Raw genomic sequence first — 18,147 nt, 5'->3', positions numbered from 1 at the left:
CGCTCGGCATGGACTTCCAGTCCGTACGGGTAAGACATCCCTAGTGGGAGGGGGCGACACGCAGGAAAGGCCGTCTCACGTTCGCCATGGGCGTACTGGCGAAGGGGGTAACTGCCTGGCCTGCGGGAACATCGTCTCGCACCATCGGGTTGGAGCAGATGTCGGCGTTCGGGGTCAGGAGGCCAAGGACGGTGTCGGCAGTTGGAATGAGCGGTCCCCGCTTGCGGGACTAAGCTGCGGAAGGACAGGGAGGGGAAGTTCCCCCCACTGCCTGACCGCTCTGAGGAGCGATTAACGATGTTCGAGAGGTTCACCGACCGCGCGCGGCGGGTTGTCGTCCTGGCTCAGGAAGAAGCCCGGATGCTCAACCACAACTACATCGGCACTGAACACATCCTCCTGGGTCTGATCCACGAGGGTGAAGGTGTCGCCGCCAAGGCCCTTGAGAGCCTCGGGATTTCGCTCGAGGCGGTCCGCCAGCAGGTGGAGGAGATCATCGGCCAGGGCCAGCAGGCCCCGTCGGGTCACATCCCCTTCACCCCGCGTGCCAAGAAGGTCCTGGAGCTGTCGCTCCGCGAGGCCCTTCAGCTGGGCCACAACTACATCGGCACGGAGCACATCCTGCTCGGCCTGATCCGCGAGGGCGAGGGCGTCGCCGCCCAGGTCCTGGTCAAGCTGGGCGCAGATCTGAACCGCGTGCGGCAGCAGGTGATCCAGCTGCTCTCCGGTTACCAGGGCAAGGAGACCGCCACCGCCGGCGGTCCTGCCGAGGGCACGCCCTCCACGTCCCTGGTCCTCGACCAGTTCGGCCGGAACCTCACCCAGGCCGCTCGTGAGTCCAAGCTCGACCCGGTCATCGGGCGCGAGAAGGAGATCGAGCGGGTCATGCAGGTGCTGTCCCGCCGTACGAAGAACAACCCGGTCCTGATCGGTGAGCCCGGCGTCGGTAAGACCGCCGTCGTCGAGGGTCTCGCCCAGGCCATCGTCAAGGGCGAGGTGCCCGAGACCCTCAAGGACAAGCACCTCTACACCCTGGACCTCGGCGCGCTGGTCGCCGGCTCCCGCTACCGCGGTGACTTCGAGGAGCGCCTGAAGAAGGTCCTCAAGGAGATCCGCACCCGCGGCGACATCATCCTGTTCATCGACGAGCTGCACACGCTGGTCGGTGCGGGTGCCGCCGAGGGCGCCATCGACGCGGCCTCGATCCTGAAGCCGATGCTGGCCCGCGGTGAGCTGCAGACCATCGGTGCGACCACGCTGGACGAGTACCGCAAGCACCTGGAGAAGGACGCGGCCCTCGAGCGCCGCTTCCAGCCCATCCAGGTCGCCGAGCCGTCCCTGCCGCACACGATCGAGATCCTCAAGGGTCTCCGTGACCGGTACGAGGCGCACCACCGCGTGTCCATCACGGACGAGGCGCTGGTCCAGGCCGCCACCCTGGCCGACCGGTACATCTCGGACCGCTTCCTGCCGGACAAGGCGATCGACCTGATCGACGAGGCCGGTTCCCGGATGCGCATCCGCCGGATGACCGCGCCGCCGGACCTGCGCGAGTTCGACGAGAAGATCGCCGGTGTCCGCCGCGACAAGGAGTCCGCGATCGACTCGCAGGACTTCGAGAAGGCCGCCTCCCTGCGCGACAAGGAGAAGCAGCTCCTCGCTGCCAAGGCCAAGCGGGAGAAGGAGTGGAAGGCCGGCGACATGGACGTCGTCGCCGAGGTCGACGGCGAGCTGATCGCCGAGGTCCTCGCCACGGCCACGGGCATCCCGGTCTTCAAGCTGACCGAGGAGGAGTCCAGCCGCCTGCTCCGCATGGAGGACGAGCTCCACAAGCGGGTCATCGGTCAGAAGGACGCCGTCAAGGCGCTGTCGAAGGCGATCCGTCGTACGCGTGCCGGTCTGAAGGACCCGAAGCGTCCCGGTGGTTCGTTCATCTTCGCCGGCCCGTCCGGTGTCGGTAAGACCGAGCTGTCCAAGGCCCTCGCCGAGTTCCTCTTCGGTGACGAGGACGCGCTGATCTCCCTCGACATGTCGGAGTTCAGCGAGAAGCACACGGTGTCGCGTCTCTTCGGTTCGCCCCCCGGTTACGTGGGCTACGAGGAGGGCGGCCAGCTGACGGAGAAGGTCCGCCGCAAGCCGTTCTCGGTCGTCCTCTTCGACGAGGTCGAGAAGGCCCACCCGGACATCTTCAACTCGCTGCTGCAGATCCTGGAGGACGGTCGCCTGACCGACTCCCAGGGCCGGGTCGTGGACTTCAAGAACACGGTCATCATCATGACGACCAACCTCGGCACCCGGGACATCTCCAAGGGCTTCAACCTGGGCTTCGCGGCTCAGGGCGACACCAAGTCCAACTACGAGCGCATGAAGAACAAGGTCTCGGACGAGCTCAAGCAGCACTTCCGGCCCGAGTTCCTCAACCGCGTCGACGACGTGGTCGTCTTCCCGCAGCTGACCCAGGACGACATCCTCGCGATCGTCGACCTGATGATCGGCAAGGTGGACGAGCGGCTGAAGGACCGGGACATGGGCATCGAGCTCTCCCAGTCCGCCAAGGAGCTGCTGTCCAAGAAGGGCTACGACCCCGTGCTGGGCGCCCGGCCGCTGCGCCGGACCATCCAGCGCGAGATCGAGGACAGCCTCTCCGAGAAGATCCTCTTCGGCGAGCTGCGTCCCGGTCACATCGTGGTCGTGGACACCGAGGGCGAGGGCGAGACCAAGACCTTCACCTTCCGCGGCGAGGAGAAGTCGGCCCTGCCGGACGTCCCGCCGATCGAGCAGGCGGCCGGTGGCACGGGACCGAACCTGAGCAAGGACGTGTAAGCGTCACGGTCGAGTGAGAGGGGCCGGTGCTGAGAAGCACCGGCCCCTTTCGCATGCCCTGGGCGCGCATGCCAGGGCGCATGCCCTGCGGTGTTACGACAGCTGCCCGTTGTAGTCCGGCAGCTTGTACGTCTTCTCGGCGTGGCCGCCCGAGAGGTCGGTGGCGCTGTTACCGATGTTCGCGATGATCGTGTAGCCCTTCTTCTCGACGTCGACGCGCTGAGCCGTCTTGTACTCGGCGACGTTCTTGAAGAGGTCGATGAAGTTCCGCACGTAGAGGCCGGAGACCTGGTAGCCGGCCTGCTTGAGGTTGTACTCGGTGACCGAGTGGATGATGTCCGGGCGGGCGGTCACGAAGAACAGGGCGACGCCGCGCTCCTGGGCGTATCTGGCGGCCGCCAGGACCGGCTTGTTGGCCGGCTGCGGGTAGCTGAAGCCGAAGTCGGTCTCCAGCGTGGTGTTGTCGATGTCGAAGACGATCGCCTGCTTCTCGCCCGGCTTGGCGGCCGCGATCCGCTGCTTCAGGTAGGGCATCGCCTGGTCCATCACCGCCTGGCAGTCCTTCTGCCAGGTCGCGTAGTCGACGTCTGCGGCGGCGGCCGTGGTGACCGTGGTGGCGGCACCGGCGGGGGCCGCGGCGTCGGCCGGTGCGGCCATCGCAACGAGGGCGGCCGCCGAGACGGCGGTCACTGAGGCGCGGCGCAACCAGGGGCGTCGGGTCTGCATGTCGTGGGGGTCCTCTCACATCCGTGACGCTCTGCCAACATGTCGTGTGCATGTTCGTGGGCGGGGATGGCGCGAGGGGAACCGTAGGGTTACCGAACGGTAGGTGCATAGAGGCGTGCGCCACATTTCCGGAATGGCCGAAGAGGGCCCCCGGTGACATGCCGCACAGGCGATATGTCCGTTACTAGGCGGAATAGTGCTGAACGGGTCGGAAGGAAAGGGAGCCTTGCCCCGCAGGGCAGGCTGAAGTGCGGTGCAGTGCCCTGATTTGCCCCGAATGGGTGCTGTGTCAAGAGACGTAGAACACTGAACTAAATTACTAACTTAGGCCGTAGATCACGCTTTTTGAGGTTTGTCGGACTTCGGGTTACCAAGGGATGGCCATTCGGCGAGCGACTGTGCGCCGGGTGGTTTTCTCCGTCCCCTTCCCCACGAGGTTTCGATGTCCCAGCGCGTCACGTCCCGTTCTTCCCGTACGTCCCAGCTCCGCACCCGTGCGACCGTGCTGGCCGCCGGCCTCGGTGTCTCGGTCGCACTGGGAGCCGGGGTCGCGTCCGCCGCCGACACCACGGCCGCGTCCGGTGCCGCCAGTGCCGTCCAGGCGCAGGCTGCCGCCCAGGCCAAGTCCGCCAAGGCCGAGGCCGCGAAGGCTGAGAAGGCCGCCAAGGCCGCCGCCGCGAAGAAGGCGGCTGCCGCCAAGAAGGCCGCCGTGAAGAAGGCCGCCAAGAAGGCCAAGCCGTCCTGGGTCGACCCGGTGAAGAAGTACAAGCTCTCCGCGAGCTTCGCCCAGAACGGCGGTATGTGGCAGTCCACCCACAGCGGTCAGGACTTCGCCGTGCCGAGTGGCACCCAGGTCGTCGCCGCCCACGGCGGCACCGTCGTCAAGGCCGGCGGCAACGGCGCCGGTGACGGCCCCGCGTACGGCAATGCCGTCGTGATCAAGCACGGCAACGGCACGTACTCGCAGTACGCCCACCTGTCGAAGGTCAAGGTGAACGTCGGCCAGGTCGTCAAGACCGGCCAGGAGATCGCCCGGTCCGGCAACACCGGTAACTCGAGCGGTCCGCACCTGCACTTCGAGATCCGTACGACCCCGAACTACGGCTCGGCGGTCGACCCGGTGAAGTTCCTGCGCGCCAAGGGCGTCAAGGTCTGACGGTTCCGGACGGCCCGAGCCTGCTAGGAGCGCTGAGTTCCCTGGTGGGCCTGGGTCACCAGGTCCGTGGCGACCTCGAGGACGGCTTTGTTCTTGTCCTCGGGGTCGCCTTCCAGGTCCTGGAGCAGGAACATCCCGGCGTGCAGCGTGAAGATCGCGCTGACGCAGCGGACCTGGTCGACCATGTCGGCGTCCGGGTCGATGATGATGTCGCGCAGACCGCGGATGCGCTCCTTGAAGGAGTCGCCGATCTGCAGTTCCCGCACCGTCGCCTGGTTGTCGTGCATGAAGCGGAACAGCGGCGTGGCGCCGGACAGGGTCTCCGCGTAACGGCGGACGATCTCCTGCTTGGTGTCGAGCGTGTGCGGCTGCTGCCGCCCCCACTCGATCAGCTCCTCGATCGGCTTCGTGAGGTCCTCGAAGATGCTGACGAGGATTTCTTCCTTCGTCTTGAAGTGGTAGTAGAGAGCCGCCTTGGTGACCTCCAGGCGTTCCGCGATCTCGCGCAGGGAGGTCTTCTCGTAGCCCTGCTCCGCGAAGAGTTCGAGGGCCACGTCCTGGATGCGCTGGCGGGTGTCCCCGCGGCGCCGCTGCCTGGTGCCGTCCATGGTGCCGCCCATCCTCCTACGCCGCTCCCTTTCCATAAAACTTACTTGACGCCCGGCTAGTTCCGCGGCTAGCTTCCGAGTGTAGTCACTAGCCGGTCGGCAAGTAAGTAGCGGTAGCTGGGGGAGTGGGAAAGCAATGGCGGACACGACGGACACACCGGCGGTCGGCGCCGACATCGGCGGGAAACAGCCGAAGAGCGTGCGGGTCGTGCTGCTCGCGCTCATGATCGCGATGATGCTCGCGATGCTCGACAACATGATCATCGGTACGGCGATGCCGACGATCGTCGGTGAGCTGGGCGGGCTGGAACACCTCGCCTGGGTGGTCACCGCGTACACGCTCGCGACCGCGGCCTCCACCCCGCTGTGGGGCAAGCTCGGCGACATGTACGGCCGCAAGGGCACGTTCATGTCGTCCATCGTCATCTTCCTGATCGGCTCCGCGCTCAGCGGCATGGCCCAGAACATGGGCGAGCTGATCGGCTTCCGCGCCGTCCAGGGCCTCGGCGCCGGCGGTCTGATGGTCGGCGTCATGGCGATCATCGGTGACCTCATCCCACCCCGGGAGCGCGGCAAGTACCAGGGCATGATGGCCGGCGTCATGGCGCTGGCGATGATCGGCGGTCCGCTGGTCGGCGGCACGATCACCGACAACTGGGGCTGGCGCTGGGCGTTCTACATCAACCTGCCGCTCGGCGTGGTCGCGCTGATCGCCGTCAGTGCGGTGCTGCACCTGCCGAAGAAGCGGTCCGAGGCGCGGATCGACTACCTGGGCGCCGCCCTGCTGACCGTCGGCATCACCGCGATCGTGCTCGTCACCACCTGGGGTGGCACGGAGTACGCCTGGACCTCCGCTCGGATCATGGAGCTGATCGGCATCGGGGTCGCCGCGCTCGTCGGGTTCGTGTTCTGGCAGACCAAGGCAGCGGAGCCGGTGCTTCCGCTGCACATCTTCCGCAGCCGGAACTTCACGCTGATGTCGGTCATCGGCTTCGTCACCGGCTTCGTGATGTTCGGCGCCACGCTGTTCCTGCCGTTCTACCAGCAGGCAGTGCAGGGCGCCTCCGCGACCAACTCCGGGCTGCTGCTCCTGCCGATGCTCGGCGCGATGCTGGTCACCTCGATGGTCGCCGGGCGCGTGACCACGAACACCGGCAAGTACAAGGTCTTCCCGGTCCTCGGCAGCGTGCTGATGATCGTCGGGCTGTACCTCCTGTCCACCATGGACACGGGGACCTCGCGATTCACCTCAGGTGTCTTCATGGCCGTGGTCGGGTTCGGCATGGGCTGTCTGATGCAGATCACCATGCTGGTCGCGCAGAACAGCGTGGAGATGAAGGACATGGGCGTCGCGTCCTCGTCCACCACGCTCTTCCGCACCCTCGGCTCCTCCTTCGGCGTCGCGATCATGGGTGCGCTGTTCAACAGCCGCGTCCAGGACGTCATGGCCGAGCGGGCCGGGGCGCTGGGCTCCAAGGTGACCGAGCAGTCCGCGCAGCTCGATCAGGCGAGCCTCGCGAAGCTCCCGGCAGCGGCCCGTGAGGCCTACCAGCACGCGGTCTCCGCCGGCACGCACTCGGCGTTCCTGCTGGGAGCCGTGGTGGCGGTACTCGCCCTGGCAGCGGCCGTGTTCGTCAAGGAGGTCCCGCTCAAGGGGGCGGGGCCGAAGGCGAAGGACGAGCCGGACGCCCCGGCGGCGCAGTCGCCCGTGGCGGAGGCCGTCTGACGGGACCGCACGAGGCCCCCGGGGTGTCAGCCCCGGGGGCCTTCGTCATGCGGCCGCACAGGCCCTCACGGTCTCACGTGTCTCAGGGGTCTCATGCGTCTCACGCGTCCGTACACGTCCCCAGATGTCCGTGTCCCTCCTCGCTGTCAGACCCCCGTGCCACCATCGGATCCATGGACAAGATGCGGCAGGTGCGCCTCGCCAAGGACGCCATGGACCGGGACTGGGCCGACCCGGAGCTGGACCTGGGCGCCGTGGCCGCGCACGCCGGGTACTCGCGGTATCACTTCATCCGCGCCTTCAAGGAGGCGTACGGCGAGACCCCCGGGCAGTACCTCACGCACCGCCGCATAGAACGCGCCGAGGACCTGCTGCGCACCGCCAACCTGTCGGTGACGGAGATCTGCCACCTGGTCGGCTTCAGCAGCGTCGGCACGTTCTCGGCCCGGTTCAAGGCGTGGACCGGCCTGACGCCCAGCGAGTACCGGACGAAGCACGTGGGCCGCGGAGCGGCACTCATACCGGGCTGCTACGCCATGCTGTGGGCCGGAGGTTTCCGGTCGGCACCCAGCCCAGGGCATCAGCGCAATTCCGGAGAAGCGGGCTGACACCCCCGCTGCCTACGGTGGCAGGGCACGCACGAACCGGCCCCCGACCAGCAGGAGCACGCCATGATCAAGGGTCTCGCCATCGCGACCGTCTGGGTCCTCGACCAGGACCGGGCCAAGGAGTTCTACACGGAGAAACTGGGCCTCGAGGTCCGTACGGACATGACCATGGGCGAGGGCGGCATGCGCTGGCTCACCGTCGGCTCGCCGAACCAGCCCGACGTCGAGTTCACGCTGATGGTGCCCGGCGGGCCCGCGATGGACCCCGAGTCCGCCGAGATGCTCCGGAAGCTGGTGACGAAGGGCGCGCTCGGCGCCGGAGTGCTGACCACCGACGACATCCACGGCGACTACAAGAAGCTCAAGGACCGGGGTGTGGAGTTCCTGCAGGAGCCGCAGGAGCGCCCGTACGGCACGGAGGCGCTGTTCCGCGACGACTCCGGCAACTGGTTCTCCTTCACGCAGCCCCGGGAGGGCGGACTCGACCTGGACCAGGACTGGACCTGCTGACCACCCCGAAGGACTAGGGCAGCATCGGATAACTCCCCGTATTCGTCGGCGCGTGCTCCGGCAGCCACAGCACCGCCACCGCTCCCTCGGCGGGTACGTCCTCCGGCGCGCCCGGCGTGCGCACGTTCCGGAAGGTCAGCCGGGCGCCCAGTACCCGCGCCTGACCGGCCGCGATGGTCAGGCCGAGGCCGTGTCCGTGCCCGGCCCGGTCCTTGCTGCCGGTGCGGAAGCGGCTCGGCCCCTCGGCGAGCAGGTCCTCGGGGAAGCCCGGGCCGTGGTCGCGGACCCGGATGACCCGGCCCTCGACGGTGACCTCGATGGGCGGCTTGCCGTGCCGGGCCGCGTTGGCGAGCAGGTTGAACAGCACCCGCTCCAGGCGCCGCGGGTCGGTGGTGACCGCCGACTCGTGCACGATCCGCACCTCGGCGTCCGGGTCCTTGGCCGCCACCCGCCGGGCGACGAACTCGCCCAGCACGATGTCCTGGAGCTCCGCCCGCTCCGAGGCCCCGTCCAGCCGGGCCACCTCCAGCACGTCCTCCACGAGCGTGCGCATCGCCTTCGCCCGGTCCAGCACCAGCTCGGTCGGACGCCCCGGCGGCAGCAGTTCGGCTGCGGTCAGCAGCCCCGTCACCGGCGTGCGCAGCTCGTGCGCGATGTCGGCGGTGACCCGCCGCTCCGCCTCGATCCGCTGCCGCAGCGTGTCCGCCATGGCGTCCACCGCGCTCGCCAGGTCGTCGGTCTCGTCCCGGACGACCCCGCCCATGGCGTCGCGCACGCGCACGTCCGTCTCGCCGCCCGCGAGCTGGCTGGCTGCGACGGCCGCCTTGCGCAGCCGCCGCGAGAGGTGCCCGCCGATGAGCACGCCGAGCGCGCTGCCGCCGAGGACGACCGCGATGGAGCCGATGATCAGGGCCTGGTCGAGGTCCTGGAGGATGTCCGAGCTGCGGTCGGTGAAGCCCGAGTGCAGGGACATCACATGCCCGTTCTTCAGTGGCACGGCGGCCCATATGTCGGGCACGTCACCCGGCCGGTCCGCCACGTACGTCGCCCGCTGCCCCGCCTCCACCCGCTCCCGCAGCGCCACCGGCAGGTTCGGGTCGTCGATCTTGGTGTTGGGGAAGTTCATCCGCCCGGACAGCTCGAAGTTGCGTTGGGCGATCATGATGCGCTCGTCGGCGAGGTCGCGCGCGTTGTCCAGCATCGACACCCGGGCGGCGTTGTGCACGACCAGGCTCAGCGCGACCGCCACCAGCGCCCCGACCAGCGCGATGGCCGCGCTCAGCTTCCACCTGAGGCCCGTGCGGATGCCCGCGCGCTCCAAGCCCGTGGCGACCAGGCGCCGGAAATGCCCCCTCATAACCCCTGCTCAGGCTTTCAGCTTGTAGCCGAAGCCGCGGACCGTCTCGATACGGTCCTGGCCGATCTTCTGCCGCAGCCGCTGCACGTGCACGTCGACGACGCGGGTGTCCCCGCCCCAGCCGTAGTCCCACACCCGCTCCAGCAGCTTGTCGCGGGAGAGCACCGTGCCCGGCGTCGTGGAGAACTCCAGCAGCAGCCGCATCTCGGTCGGCGTCAGCGCCACCGGCTGCCCGGCCCGGCGGACCTCCATGCCCTCGGTGTCGACCTCCAGGTCCCCGAAGGTCAGCACCCCGCCGTTCGGCGGCGAGGCCGGCTCCTCGGCCCGGCCGCCACCCGCGTGCCCGAACCGGCGCAGCACCGCGCGGATCCGGGCGACCAGGACGGCACCGTCGAACGGCTTGGTCACATAGTCGTCGGCACCCGCCTCGAGGCCCAGCACGACGTCGATGGAGTCGGCCCGCGCCGACAGCATGATGACGGGCACGGTCGACTCGTCCCGGATGCGGCGGCACAGGCTGACCCCGTCGAGCCCGGGAACCATGACGTCCAGCAGCGCGATGTCGGGGCGGTCCGTCCGGAACGCCTCCAGGCCCGACAACCCGTCGGGCATGGCGGTGACCACGAAGCCGTCCCGTTCCAGGGCGAGCTGCGTGGCCTCACGGATGACGTCGTCGTCCTCGACGAACAGGACGTGGGTCTGGTCTGCCATCCCGTTGCTCTCAGTCCTCGTGTGGTTCGTGGGGTGCGTTCTGTCGCGTTCTCTCTGGGGGACGCACGGTCCGTGTGATGCGTTCACCGGTGGATCGGTCCGAGCGGCCCGATCGGTTCACGCGCCTTCCGCCCACGTCAGCTCGTGGGTTCCGGCGTGGGGGTGTCGCCGACGACCTTCCCGTAGTCGTTGTGCGTGCGGTACTCCTCGTCGAACCGGCCGGAGGCCCATCGGTACGTGATCACGTTCTCCCCGGAGGGACTCGACACCGGGTCGCCCTTCTCGTACACCTGCTTGGTGACGACCAGGTCGCCGCGGTCGATCTCCGCGTAGACCGGGGGTTCCTCGGCCCTGAACACATTCTTGTACGAGCCGTCCTGCTCGCGGTACACGTAACTGCCGACACCCACAGCGTCACCGCAGGTCAGCACGTTGACGACGACGTCGTCGGCCGACCCGCCGGTCAGGTTGCCGTAGGACACGTCGACGGGGTACTCGTCGGCGACGCACGGCTTCAGCTCGCGCTTCACCTCGGGGGAGACCTTTGGGTCGTCCTTGACGAGCCGGACCGCGTTGACCGCGTCGGGCGTCTTCGACGGCGCGCCGGACGGTGTGGCGGCGGCGGCGCCCGCGACCGAGTCGGAGTGCGCCGGGCCCTCGTCACGGGCGCCGGTGCCGCCCGAGCCGCACGCGGACACGAAAAGGGCGAGGGCGGCGAGCACGGCCAGCGCCGTACTCACCGCCTGGATGCTGCCCCGGGTCCGGGCGGACCCTTCGCCGGTCAGGCCGCGCACCGCTCCCGCTCCTCACGCTCCAGCGCGCGTGCGTCCAGATCGCGGGACTCCAGCTCCTCGCGGAGCCGGGCGAGCGCCCGGTGCAGCGTGCTCTTGACCGTTCCCGCCGACATGCCGAGGGCGGCGGCCGTCTCCTCTGTGGACATCTGCTCCCAGTGTCGCAGCACGACGACACTGCGCTGCTTCGGGGCGAGCACCTTCATGATGTCCATCAGCAGGGCGCGGTCCGCGTGCTGCTCGGTGGAGTCGTCGACCGAGGCGTCCGGGAGCTGCTCGGTCGGCACCTCCTCCAGCTTGCGGGCCCGCCACCACTCCGTTCGCGTGTTGATCATCACCCGGCGCAGGTAGGCGTCCGCCAGCCGCTTGTCCTCTATGGTCTCCCAGCGGCCGTACGTCCGTACGAGCGCGGTCTGGAGCAGGTCCTGCGCGTCCGTCGGGTCCGGGACCAGTCGGCGGGCACTGCGCAGCAGCGCGTCCTGCCGAGTGCGGACGTACTCCTCGAACTCGAGCACCTCGCCCTGCGCCATGGTGAACCGCCTTCCGCTTCCCCGTTACGGCCGGCTCCCCGCCGCCCGTGCACTGCCTGTGTTCCTTGGTCGTCCCGTGTCTTCCGGGAACGGAATTGAAGGTACGGAGGCGTTGTCACGGCACTGTCCGAAGCAGCCTTCGGCTAGCACTCGGCTGTCCGTCGGTTGTGTAACGGACGTGGGAACGGGGTAATGCGGTGGGCGTGTTGGGGTGGATTCAGGGCGATTTATCCACCCCCATCACTGTGACGGACGACGACTCGCGTCTGTGACCCGCCTGTCTGTACGTCAGGTCAGCGGCAGCCGGTACAGCCCGCCCGCCAGCGGCTCCACCAGACCGTCGGCGACGAGGCCGTCCAAGGCGCGGGCCCGCTGCACCGGCTCGTGCCACACCCGGTCCAGGACCGACTGCGGAACCGGACCGTGCGCCTCCCGCAGCACGGCGAGCAGCCGTCCGCGCACCTGCCGGTCGGTGCCCGCGTATGTCTGGCCGCGGCGCGGCGGCCCGTCGTGCTCCGGCTTGCCCGCCAGCCGCCACGCGCACAGCGCGGCGATCGGGCAGCGGTGGCACGACTCGCTCTTCGCCGTGCACACCAGCGCGCCCAGTTCCATGGAGGCGGCGGCCCAGCGGGCGGCGGTCGGCTCGTCCTCGGGCAGCAGCGCGCGGGCGAGTTTGCGCTCGGCGGCGGTGGTGGCGTTCGGCGGATACTGCACGCCGGTGACCGCGCGGGCGAAGACCCGGCGCACATTGGTGTCCAGCACCGGATGCCGCTGCCCGTAGGCGAAGGAGGCGACGGCGGCGGCCGTGTACTCGCCGATGCCGGGCAGCGCCAGCAGCTGGGCGTGGTCGGCCGGTACATCGCCGCCGTGCCGTTCCGTTATCGCGACGGCGGCGCCGTGCAGCCTGAGGGCGCGGCGCGGGTAGCCGAGCCGGCCCCAGGCCCGAACCGCCTCGCCCGGCGCCTCCTTGGCCAGGTCGGCGGGGCGCGGCCAGCGGGCCAGCCACTGCTCGTAGACGGGCAGGACGCGGTTCACCGGCGTCTGCTGGAGCATGAACTCACTGACCATCACACCCCACGCCCCGGCCTCGGGGCGTCGCCACGGCAGGTCACGGGCGTTCTCGTCGAACCAGTCGATGACGGGGGAGTGCAGGCTCTCGCCGGAGGGCGGGCCGGACGCGGGGTCGGTGGGGCCGGTGTGCGGGGGCTTCGTGGGAGCAGTCATGGCCATTCGATCCTGCCACGCGGGGACCGCGATCCGGGCACACCACCACCCAAGAGGGACAGACGTACCTGACGATCGGCAGCAGTGCCACCCCGCTGTCCGCCTATAGCGTCGGGCGAATGGAACGTCCTCGTCCCGCCCGGCTCGGCGGCTGCGCGCTGCTCTGGGCGGCCCTCGCCCTGCCCGCGCTCACGGCGGACCGGCTCGGGCTGAACGAGCCGCGTCCTCTCTGGCAGCAACTGGCCGGTGTGGCGGTGCTGGCGGTCGCGGCAGCCCTGTCCCGGCCGCTGCCGCTCGTGGCGTTCGGGCTGGCTGCCGCCCTGGGCCTCGCCGCCGCCCGGGCCCTGTTCACCGTCTCCTACGGCCCGGCCCTCGGCGTGTTCGCGCTGCTGCTCGGGCTGCGGGCGGGCCGGGCACGCCCCGCGGTGCTCTGCTTCGCCGCCGTCGGCTGCGCCGGCAGCGCCCGGATCGTGCTCGTCGGCGTCGACCCGGCCCCCGAGTGGCTCGTCATGACGGGCACGCTGCTCTTCGGCTGCGTCTTCCCCTGGCTCGGCGGCCGGTACTGGAGGCAGAGCCGCGAGCTGGCCGAGGCGGGCTGGCTGCGCGCCGCCCGGCTGGAGGACGAGGCCCGCTTCGCCGAGGAACGCGCCCGGCTGCGCGAGCGGGCACGGATCGCCCAGGACATGCACGACTCCCTCGGCCACGAGCTGAGCCTCATCGCCCTGCGCGCGGGCGCCCTCCAGGTCGCGCCCGGCCTCGGCGACGAGCACCGGACCGCGGCGGCCGACCTGCGCGCTGCCGCCGCCGACGCCACGGACCGGCTGCACCGCATCATCGGCGTCCTGCGCGAGGACGACGAGCCCGTGCCGCTGGCCCCGCCGGGCGAGACCCTGGAGCAGCTCGTCGCCCGCGCCGCGGAATCGGGCCTGCCGGTGCGCTGGGAGCCCACCGGGCAGGACCCGGCCGCGGAGCCCGGCGGGGTCGCCGAACGGCTGCTGCACCGCGTGGTCCGGGAGGCACTGACCAACGCGGCACGGCACGCACCGGGCGCTCCCGTGACCGTGGCGGTGACGGGGCGGGCCGCGGGGACGTCCGTCACCGTCACCAACGGCCGGGCCACCCAGGACGGTTCCCCGCCCTCCGGAGGCGGTACGGGCCTGCTCGGGCTGCGGGCCGCGGTGACCTCGGTGGGCGGCGAGTTCGAGGCGGGTCCGCACGGGGAGGGATTCCGGGTCCGGGCTCACGTCCCCGCGCAGCAGACCGCGGTCGGACCGGTGCGCCCCGCCCGGGCGCCGTTCACGCACGCCCGCCGCCGGGTCGCCGTCGGCCTCGGCACCGCGGCCGGCGTGGGCGTGGTGCTCGTCGGCGCGGCCTTCGGCTGGTACGCGTACGCCGAGACGCACTCGGTGCTCGAACCCGCCGCCTACGCGAAGCTGCGCCTGGGCGCCCCCACCGCCGAGGTCGAGCGCGTGCTGCCCGAGCGGGACGTGAACGACCCGCCCGCCGAGCGAGCGCCGACACCCGCGCCGGAGGGCGCCGACTGCCGCTACTACCGGGCGAGCGGCGAACTGTTCGTCTCCGTCGACCACTTCAGACTGTGTTTCGACGCCGGGCGGCTGGTCGCCAAGGACGTGGTGCCGGGCATCGGCGTGTCCGGCGAGGGCCGCGAGGAGTACGAGGAGTTCGCACGGTGAGCGGGATGAGCGGGGTGAGCACGGTGAACGGGGCGAGCACGGCGATCCGCGTGCTGCTGGCCGACGACGAGACCATGGTCCGGGCCGGAGTACGCGCCATCCTGGCCAGCAGCGGCGCGACGGAGGTCGTCGCCGAGGCGGGCGACGGCCGCGAGGCGGTCGAGCTGGCCCGCGCCCACCGCCCGGACGTGGCCCTGCTCGACATCCGCATGCCGCGCCTGGACGGCCTCACGGCGGCGGAGGAGATCGTACGGACCGTGCCCGGCACGGCCGTCGCGATGCTCACCACCTTCTCCGAGGGCACCTACGTGACCCGCGCCCTCGGCGGCGGCGCCACCGGCTTCCTGCTGAAGTCCGGGGACCCGTACGAACTGATCGCCGGTGTACGGGCGGTGGCCGCCGGTGCCGCGTTCCTGTCGCCCAAGGTGGCCCGGTACGTCATCGACGAGGGCCTCGGTGGCGCCCGGCTCACCCGTGAGGCACAGGCACGTGCGCGCGTGGCCGTGCTGAGCCCCCGCGAACGCGAGGTGCTCGGCCTGGTCGGCGCCGGTCTGTCCAACCCGGAGATCGCCGCCCGGCTGCACCTCGTCGAGGGCACGGTGAAGGCGTACGTGAGCGCGGTCCTGGACCGGCTGGGCGTGCGCAACCGGGTGCAGGCGGCGATCGTGGCGTACGAGGCGGGGCTGGTGGAGTCGTGACGACCGGGGCGGCGCGGCGGTGGGGGCGCGTCCCTGCTCGGTGATGCGCATACCGGTCGGCTCAGCGCCGCGCGTGCGAGCCGTACGACGTGACGGGCGCCGTGCCCGGCCCGGTGAACCACCGCACGGCCGGTGCCGGCGAGGTGCGCATCGCCTCGGCGAGCCGGGTCGCCGGGCCCGTGCCCAGCCGTACGGCGACGAGTGCGACGAGCGTGCCCAGCACCAGCCCCGCGAGGACGTCGTGCGGATAGTGCACGCCGACGAAGACCCGGGAGAAGGCCATGAGCAGGGCGAGCGGGGCCGTCAGCCACAGGAGCGCGCGCCGGACCAGCGTCAGGGCGACCGCCGCGGCGCCCGCGATCGTGGCGTGGTTGGACGGGAAGGACCAGTCGCCGTGCGGTGGGCACTCGGCGAGGGACACGGCCGCACCGGCGACCGCCCGGCACGGACGCTCCTCCGTGACCGCGGACTTGAGCACCTCACTGCACACGTACGCCACTGCCGTGGCCAGAGGTGCAAGGGCCGCGATCGCGAACGCGTGGGTCGTGTCGCGGCGGGCACGCCACCAGGCGGTGGCGAACAGCGCGACGAAGACGAGCAGTCCGGCCTCCGTCCATGTGCCGGCCCCGTGCTGTACCCACACCGGGGTGTCGCGGGCGAAGTCGGTGATGTAGCGGTAGAGCGCGCTGTCCTCGAAGTTCATGGTCACGGACGGTAGGCGGCAGGCCGATACCGTCACACCCAGCGATCGTCGCGTGCCGTACCTGTCGAAAGACAGGGGTGGGGCGGTTGTTTCCGGGATGATGATCCGGAAAAGTTGTGGTCCCGAGCGGCGGGTGGGACAGGCGAACGCGCCGATCTCTCGTAAGGTTTGCGCCGTGGGATCTCTGCGCAATCCGGTCGGGCCGCTTCCCTCCTCCATCTACTGGCGTCGGAGGGTGGTACTGGTGTCTGTGGTCGCCCTGTTGGCGCTGCTGACCACCTGGATCGTGACCATGGGTGGCGGGGGCGGCAAGGACCGCGACAACGACGCCAACGGCAAGAATCCCGCGCCCTCCATCACGCCCGGCCCGTCGAGTTCGGGTCCGGCCATCAGCCAAGCGCCCGGCGGACGCGACGACTCGGGCGGCGGGGGCTCCGGCGGCTCGTCGTCCGGGTCCGGGGACGGTTCCGGGGACGGTTCCGGCGACGGCTCGGGTGACGGCTCCGGGGACGGTTCCGGCACGGGCTCCGGCGGCGGTTCCGGCTCGGGCGGGTCCGGCGGCGCCGGTGGTTCCGGGGGCGGTACCACGGTGGGCGGCGTCGGCGTCGGGGACACGCTGCCGGCCGGTTCCACACTGCCCAACTGCACCGCCAGCGTGGTCAAGTTCAGCCTGCGCAGCCGGCACAACACCTACGACCCCGAGCAGACGCCCACGTTCCTGCTGACCGCGCGGAACATCTCCGGCAGCGACTGCAAGATCGACCTCGGGCCGAAGAACGCGGTGTTCACGATCACCCCGGCGAGTTCCGACGACGACTACTGGTCCTCCAAGGACTGCCCGAAGGCCGCCGCGCACCAGTTGTACCGGGTGCCCGCGGGCAGCGGCATCACCTACACCGTGAACTGGGACCGCAAGCCGGGCGCCCCCGAGTGCGCCACGCCTCCGGCGGGCTCGGCCGGGACGGGCACGTACCTGGTGGAGGCGAAGGCTCCGGGCTTTGCGAAGGTGCAGACGTCGTTCGTGCTGTCGGCCGACTAGGGCCCGGCGAATCGGACACCCGAGGGCGGTACCCCTTGCCGGGTACCGCCCTCAGCCGTTCCAGCCGGTGCAGCTCAAGCGCTAGACGTACCGCTCCAGGATCGAGGACTCCGCCAGCCGCGACAGCCCCTCCCGGACGCTGCGCGCCCGGGCCTCGCCGACACCGTCCACCGTCTGGAGGTCGTCGACGCTCGCGGCGAGCAGCTTCTGGAGGCCACCGAAGTGCTCGACCAGACGGTCGATGATCGCGCCGGGGAGCCGGGGCACCTTGGCGAGCAGGCGGAAGCCGCGCGGGGACACCGCCGAGTCCAGCGTCTCGGGCGAACCGGTGTAGCCCAACGCCCGGGCCACCGTGGGCAGTTCGAGAAGCTCGGCGTGGGTGAGGGCGTCCAGCTCGGCCAGCGCCTCGTCGACCGTGCGGGAGCGTTTGGCCGTGGGCTCGGGGACGTAGTCCCGGACGACCAGCTCGCGCTCGGGCTCCACACCGGCGATCAGCTCGTCGAGCTGGAGGGCCAGCAGCCGACCGTCCGTGCCCAGCTCCACCACGTACTCGGCGATCTCCGTGGCGATCCGGCGCACCATCTCCAGGCGCTGGGCGACCGCCGAGACGTCCCGGACGGTCACCAGGTCCTCGATCTCCAGTGCCGACAGCGTGCCCGCGACCTCGTCGAGGCGGAGCTTGTAGCGCTCCAGGGTCGCGAGGGCCTGGTTGGCGCGGGACAGGATCGCCGCCGAGTCCTCCAGGACGCGGCGCTGGCCGTCCACGTACAGGGCGATCAGCCGCATCGACTGGGAGACCGAGACGACCGGGAAGCCGACCTGCTTGCTGACGCGGTCGGCGGTGCGGTGCCGGGTGCCCGTCTCCTCCGTGGGGATCGTCGGGTCCGGGACCAGCTGCACGCCCGCGCGCAGGATCTTCGACAGGTCCGAGGACAGCACGATGCCGCCGTCCAGCTTGCACAGCTCGCGCAGACGGGTCGCGGTGAACTCGACGTCCAGCACGAAACCGCCGCTGCACAGCGCCTCGACCGTCTTGTCGGAGCCCAGCACGATGAGACCGCCGGTGTTGCCGCGGAGCACGCGCTCCAGGCCGTCACGCAGGGCGGTCCCGGGTGCCACGGCGCTCAGTGAGGCGCGCATCAGGCCATCGGTACCGGCACTCCCGCCGGACTTTCCGGGAGCTGATGCCCGGTCGTTGGCTGCCACTGCACTCCTCCGGTCGCAGGTTCTGGGCGCCCCCGTG

Annotated in this window: 17 protein-coding genes; 8 read left to right on the top strand and 9 right to left on the bottom strand. The window is 70.4% G+C overall.

Features of this window, described 5'->3' with window-relative positions; genetic code table 11:
• Window positions 1–297: 297 nt before the first annotated feature.
• Window positions 298–2,823, top strand: a complete 2,526-nt coding sequence (locus ACZ6TU_RS04730) for an ATP-dependent Clp protease ATP-binding subunit (protein WP_467675110.1) — start codon at window positions 298–300, stop codon at window positions 2,821–2,823.
• Between the two features lie 93 nt (window positions 2,824–2,916).
• On the opposite strand, the gene ACZ6TU_RS04725 is transcribed toward ACZ6TU_RS04730, so the two are convergent.
• Window positions 2,917–3,549 carry an HAD family acid phosphatase gene (locus ACZ6TU_RS04725; protein ID WP_469546672.1) on the bottom strand — a complete coding sequence of 211 codons (633 nt, stop codon included), beginning with the start codon at window positions 3,547–3,549 and terminating at the stop codon, window positions 2,917–2,919.
• A 442-nt stretch (window positions 3,550–3,991) separates the two neighbouring features.
• On the opposite strand from ACZ6TU_RS04725, the gene ACZ6TU_RS04720 reads away from it, so the two are divergent.
• Entirely contained in the window at window positions 3,992–4,705 is a 714-nt protein-coding gene (locus ACZ6TU_RS04720) for a M23 family metallopeptidase (protein ID WP_467675114.1), read from the top strand.
• Between the two features lie 23 nt (window positions 4,706–4,728).
• On the opposite strand, the gene ACZ6TU_RS04715 is transcribed toward ACZ6TU_RS04720, so the two are convergent.
• Window positions 4,729–5,325, bottom strand: coding sequence for a TetR/AcrR family transcriptional regulator (locus ACZ6TU_RS04715; RefSeq protein WP_467675116.1), 597 nt, complete (start codon window positions 5,323–5,325; stop codon window positions 4,729–4,731).
• A 124-nt stretch (window positions 5,326–5,449) separates the two neighbouring features.
• On the opposite strand from ACZ6TU_RS04715, the gene ACZ6TU_RS04710 reads away from it, so the two are divergent.
• The 3 genes from ACZ6TU_RS04710 (at window position 5,450) to ACZ6TU_RS04700 (ending at window position 8,157) form a co-directional block, all read left to right on the top strand.
• On the top strand, window positions 5,450–7,039 hold the full coding sequence (locus tag ACZ6TU_RS04710; protein ID WP_467675118.1) for an MDR family MFS transporter: 1,590 nt from the start codon (window positions 5,450–5,452) through the stop codon (window positions 7,037–7,039).
• 173 nt (window positions 7,040–7,212) lie between these two features.
• Window positions 7,213–7,647 (top strand): helix-turn-helix transcriptional regulator, encoded by a 435-nt coding sequence (locus tag ACZ6TU_RS04705; protein ID WP_469546669.1) that lies wholly within the window; start codon window positions 7,213–7,215, stop codon window positions 7,645–7,647.
• Window positions 7,648–7,710: 63 nt separating this feature from the next.
• Window positions 7,711–8,157: a VOC family protein gene (locus ACZ6TU_RS04700; RefSeq protein ID WP_467675122.1), complete on the top strand. Its 447-nt coding sequence runs from the start codon at window positions 7,711–7,713 to the stop codon at window positions 8,155–8,157.
• 13 nt (window positions 8,158–8,170) lie between these two features.
• Here ACZ6TU_RS04700 and cseC read toward each other — a convergent pair whose 3' ends face one another.
• From cseC to ACZ6TU_RS04675, 5 genes are all read right to left on the bottom strand, one after another.
• Entirely contained in the window at window positions 8,171–9,514 is a 1,344-nt protein-coding gene (cseC, locus tag ACZ6TU_RS04695) for a two-component system sensor histidine kinase CseC (protein ID WP_467675124.1), read from the bottom strand.
• 9 nt (window positions 9,515–9,523) lie between these two features.
• Window positions 9,524–10,225 (bottom strand): two-component system response regulator CseB, encoded by a 702-nt coding sequence (cseB, locus tag ACZ6TU_RS04690; protein ID WP_467675126.1) that lies wholly within the window; start codon window positions 10,223–10,225, stop codon window positions 9,524–9,526.
• A gap of 137 nt (window positions 10,226–10,362) precedes the next feature.
• A complete protein-coding gene (locus ACZ6TU_RS04685; RefSeq protein WP_467675128.1) occupies window positions 10,363–11,019 on the bottom strand; it encodes a hypothetical protein in 657 nt (218 codons plus the stop codon).
• Window positions 11,007–11,546, bottom strand: a complete 540-nt coding sequence (locus ACZ6TU_RS04680; protein WP_059423502.1) for a SigE family RNA polymerase sigma factor — start codon at window positions 11,544–11,546, stop codon at window positions 11,007–11,009. Before ACZ6TU_RS04680 ends, ACZ6TU_RS04685 begins: the two co-directional genes overlap by 13 nt.
• A gap of 288 nt (window positions 11,547–11,834) precedes the next feature.
• Window positions 11,835–12,770 (bottom strand): HhH-GPD family protein, encoded by a 936-nt coding sequence (locus tag ACZ6TU_RS04675; RefSeq protein ID WP_469546662.1) that lies wholly within the window; start codon window positions 12,768–12,770, stop codon window positions 11,835–11,837.
• Between the two features lie 119 nt (window positions 12,771–12,889).
• Here ACZ6TU_RS04675 and ACZ6TU_RS04670 point away from each other — a divergent pair, with 119 nt between their 5' ends.
• Both ACZ6TU_RS04670 and ACZ6TU_RS04665 read left to right on the top strand, forming a co-directional pair.
• A complete protein-coding gene (locus ACZ6TU_RS04670) occupies window positions 12,890–14,464 on the top strand; it encodes a sensor histidine kinase (RefSeq protein WP_469546659.1) in 1,575 nt (524 codons plus the stop codon).
• A gap of 5 nt (window positions 14,465–14,469) precedes the next feature.
• Window positions 14,470–15,162 carry a response regulator gene (locus ACZ6TU_RS04665; RefSeq protein ID WP_469547352.1) on the top strand — a complete coding sequence of 231 codons (693 nt, stop codon included), beginning with the start codon at window positions 14,470–14,472 and terminating at the stop codon, window positions 15,160–15,162.
• 61 nt (window positions 15,163–15,223) lie between these two features.
• Here ACZ6TU_RS04665 and ACZ6TU_RS04660 read toward each other — a convergent pair whose 3' ends face one another.
• Window positions 15,224–15,865 carry a phosphatase PAP2 family protein gene (locus tag ACZ6TU_RS04660; RefSeq protein WP_467675136.1) on the bottom strand — a complete coding sequence of 214 codons (642 nt, stop codon included), beginning with the start codon at window positions 15,863–15,865 and terminating at the stop codon, window positions 15,224–15,226.
• A 175-nt stretch (window positions 15,866–16,040) separates the two neighbouring features.
• On the opposite strand from ACZ6TU_RS04660, the gene ACZ6TU_RS04655 reads away from it, so the two are divergent.
• Window positions 16,041–16,904, top strand: coding sequence for a hypothetical protein (locus tag ACZ6TU_RS04655; RefSeq protein ID WP_467675138.1), 864 nt, complete (start codon window positions 16,041–16,043; stop codon window positions 16,902–16,904).
• 81 nt (window positions 16,905–16,985) lie between these two features.
• Here the strand turns inward: ACZ6TU_RS04655 and disA are convergent, their stop codons facing one another.
• Window positions 16,986–18,110: a DNA integrity scanning diadenylate cyclase DisA gene (gene disA, locus ACZ6TU_RS04650; RefSeq protein ID WP_086564615.1), complete on the bottom strand. Its 1,125-nt coding sequence runs from the start codon at window positions 18,108–18,110 to the stop codon at window positions 16,986–16,988.
• Between the last annotated feature and the right edge of the window lie 37 nt (window positions 18,111–18,147).

This window comes from Streptomyces sp. NPDC052064 (genome assembly GCF_055585925.1).
Note: the sequence above shows the minus strand (reverse complement) of the source record. Positions and strands in the feature narration are given on the sequence as shown.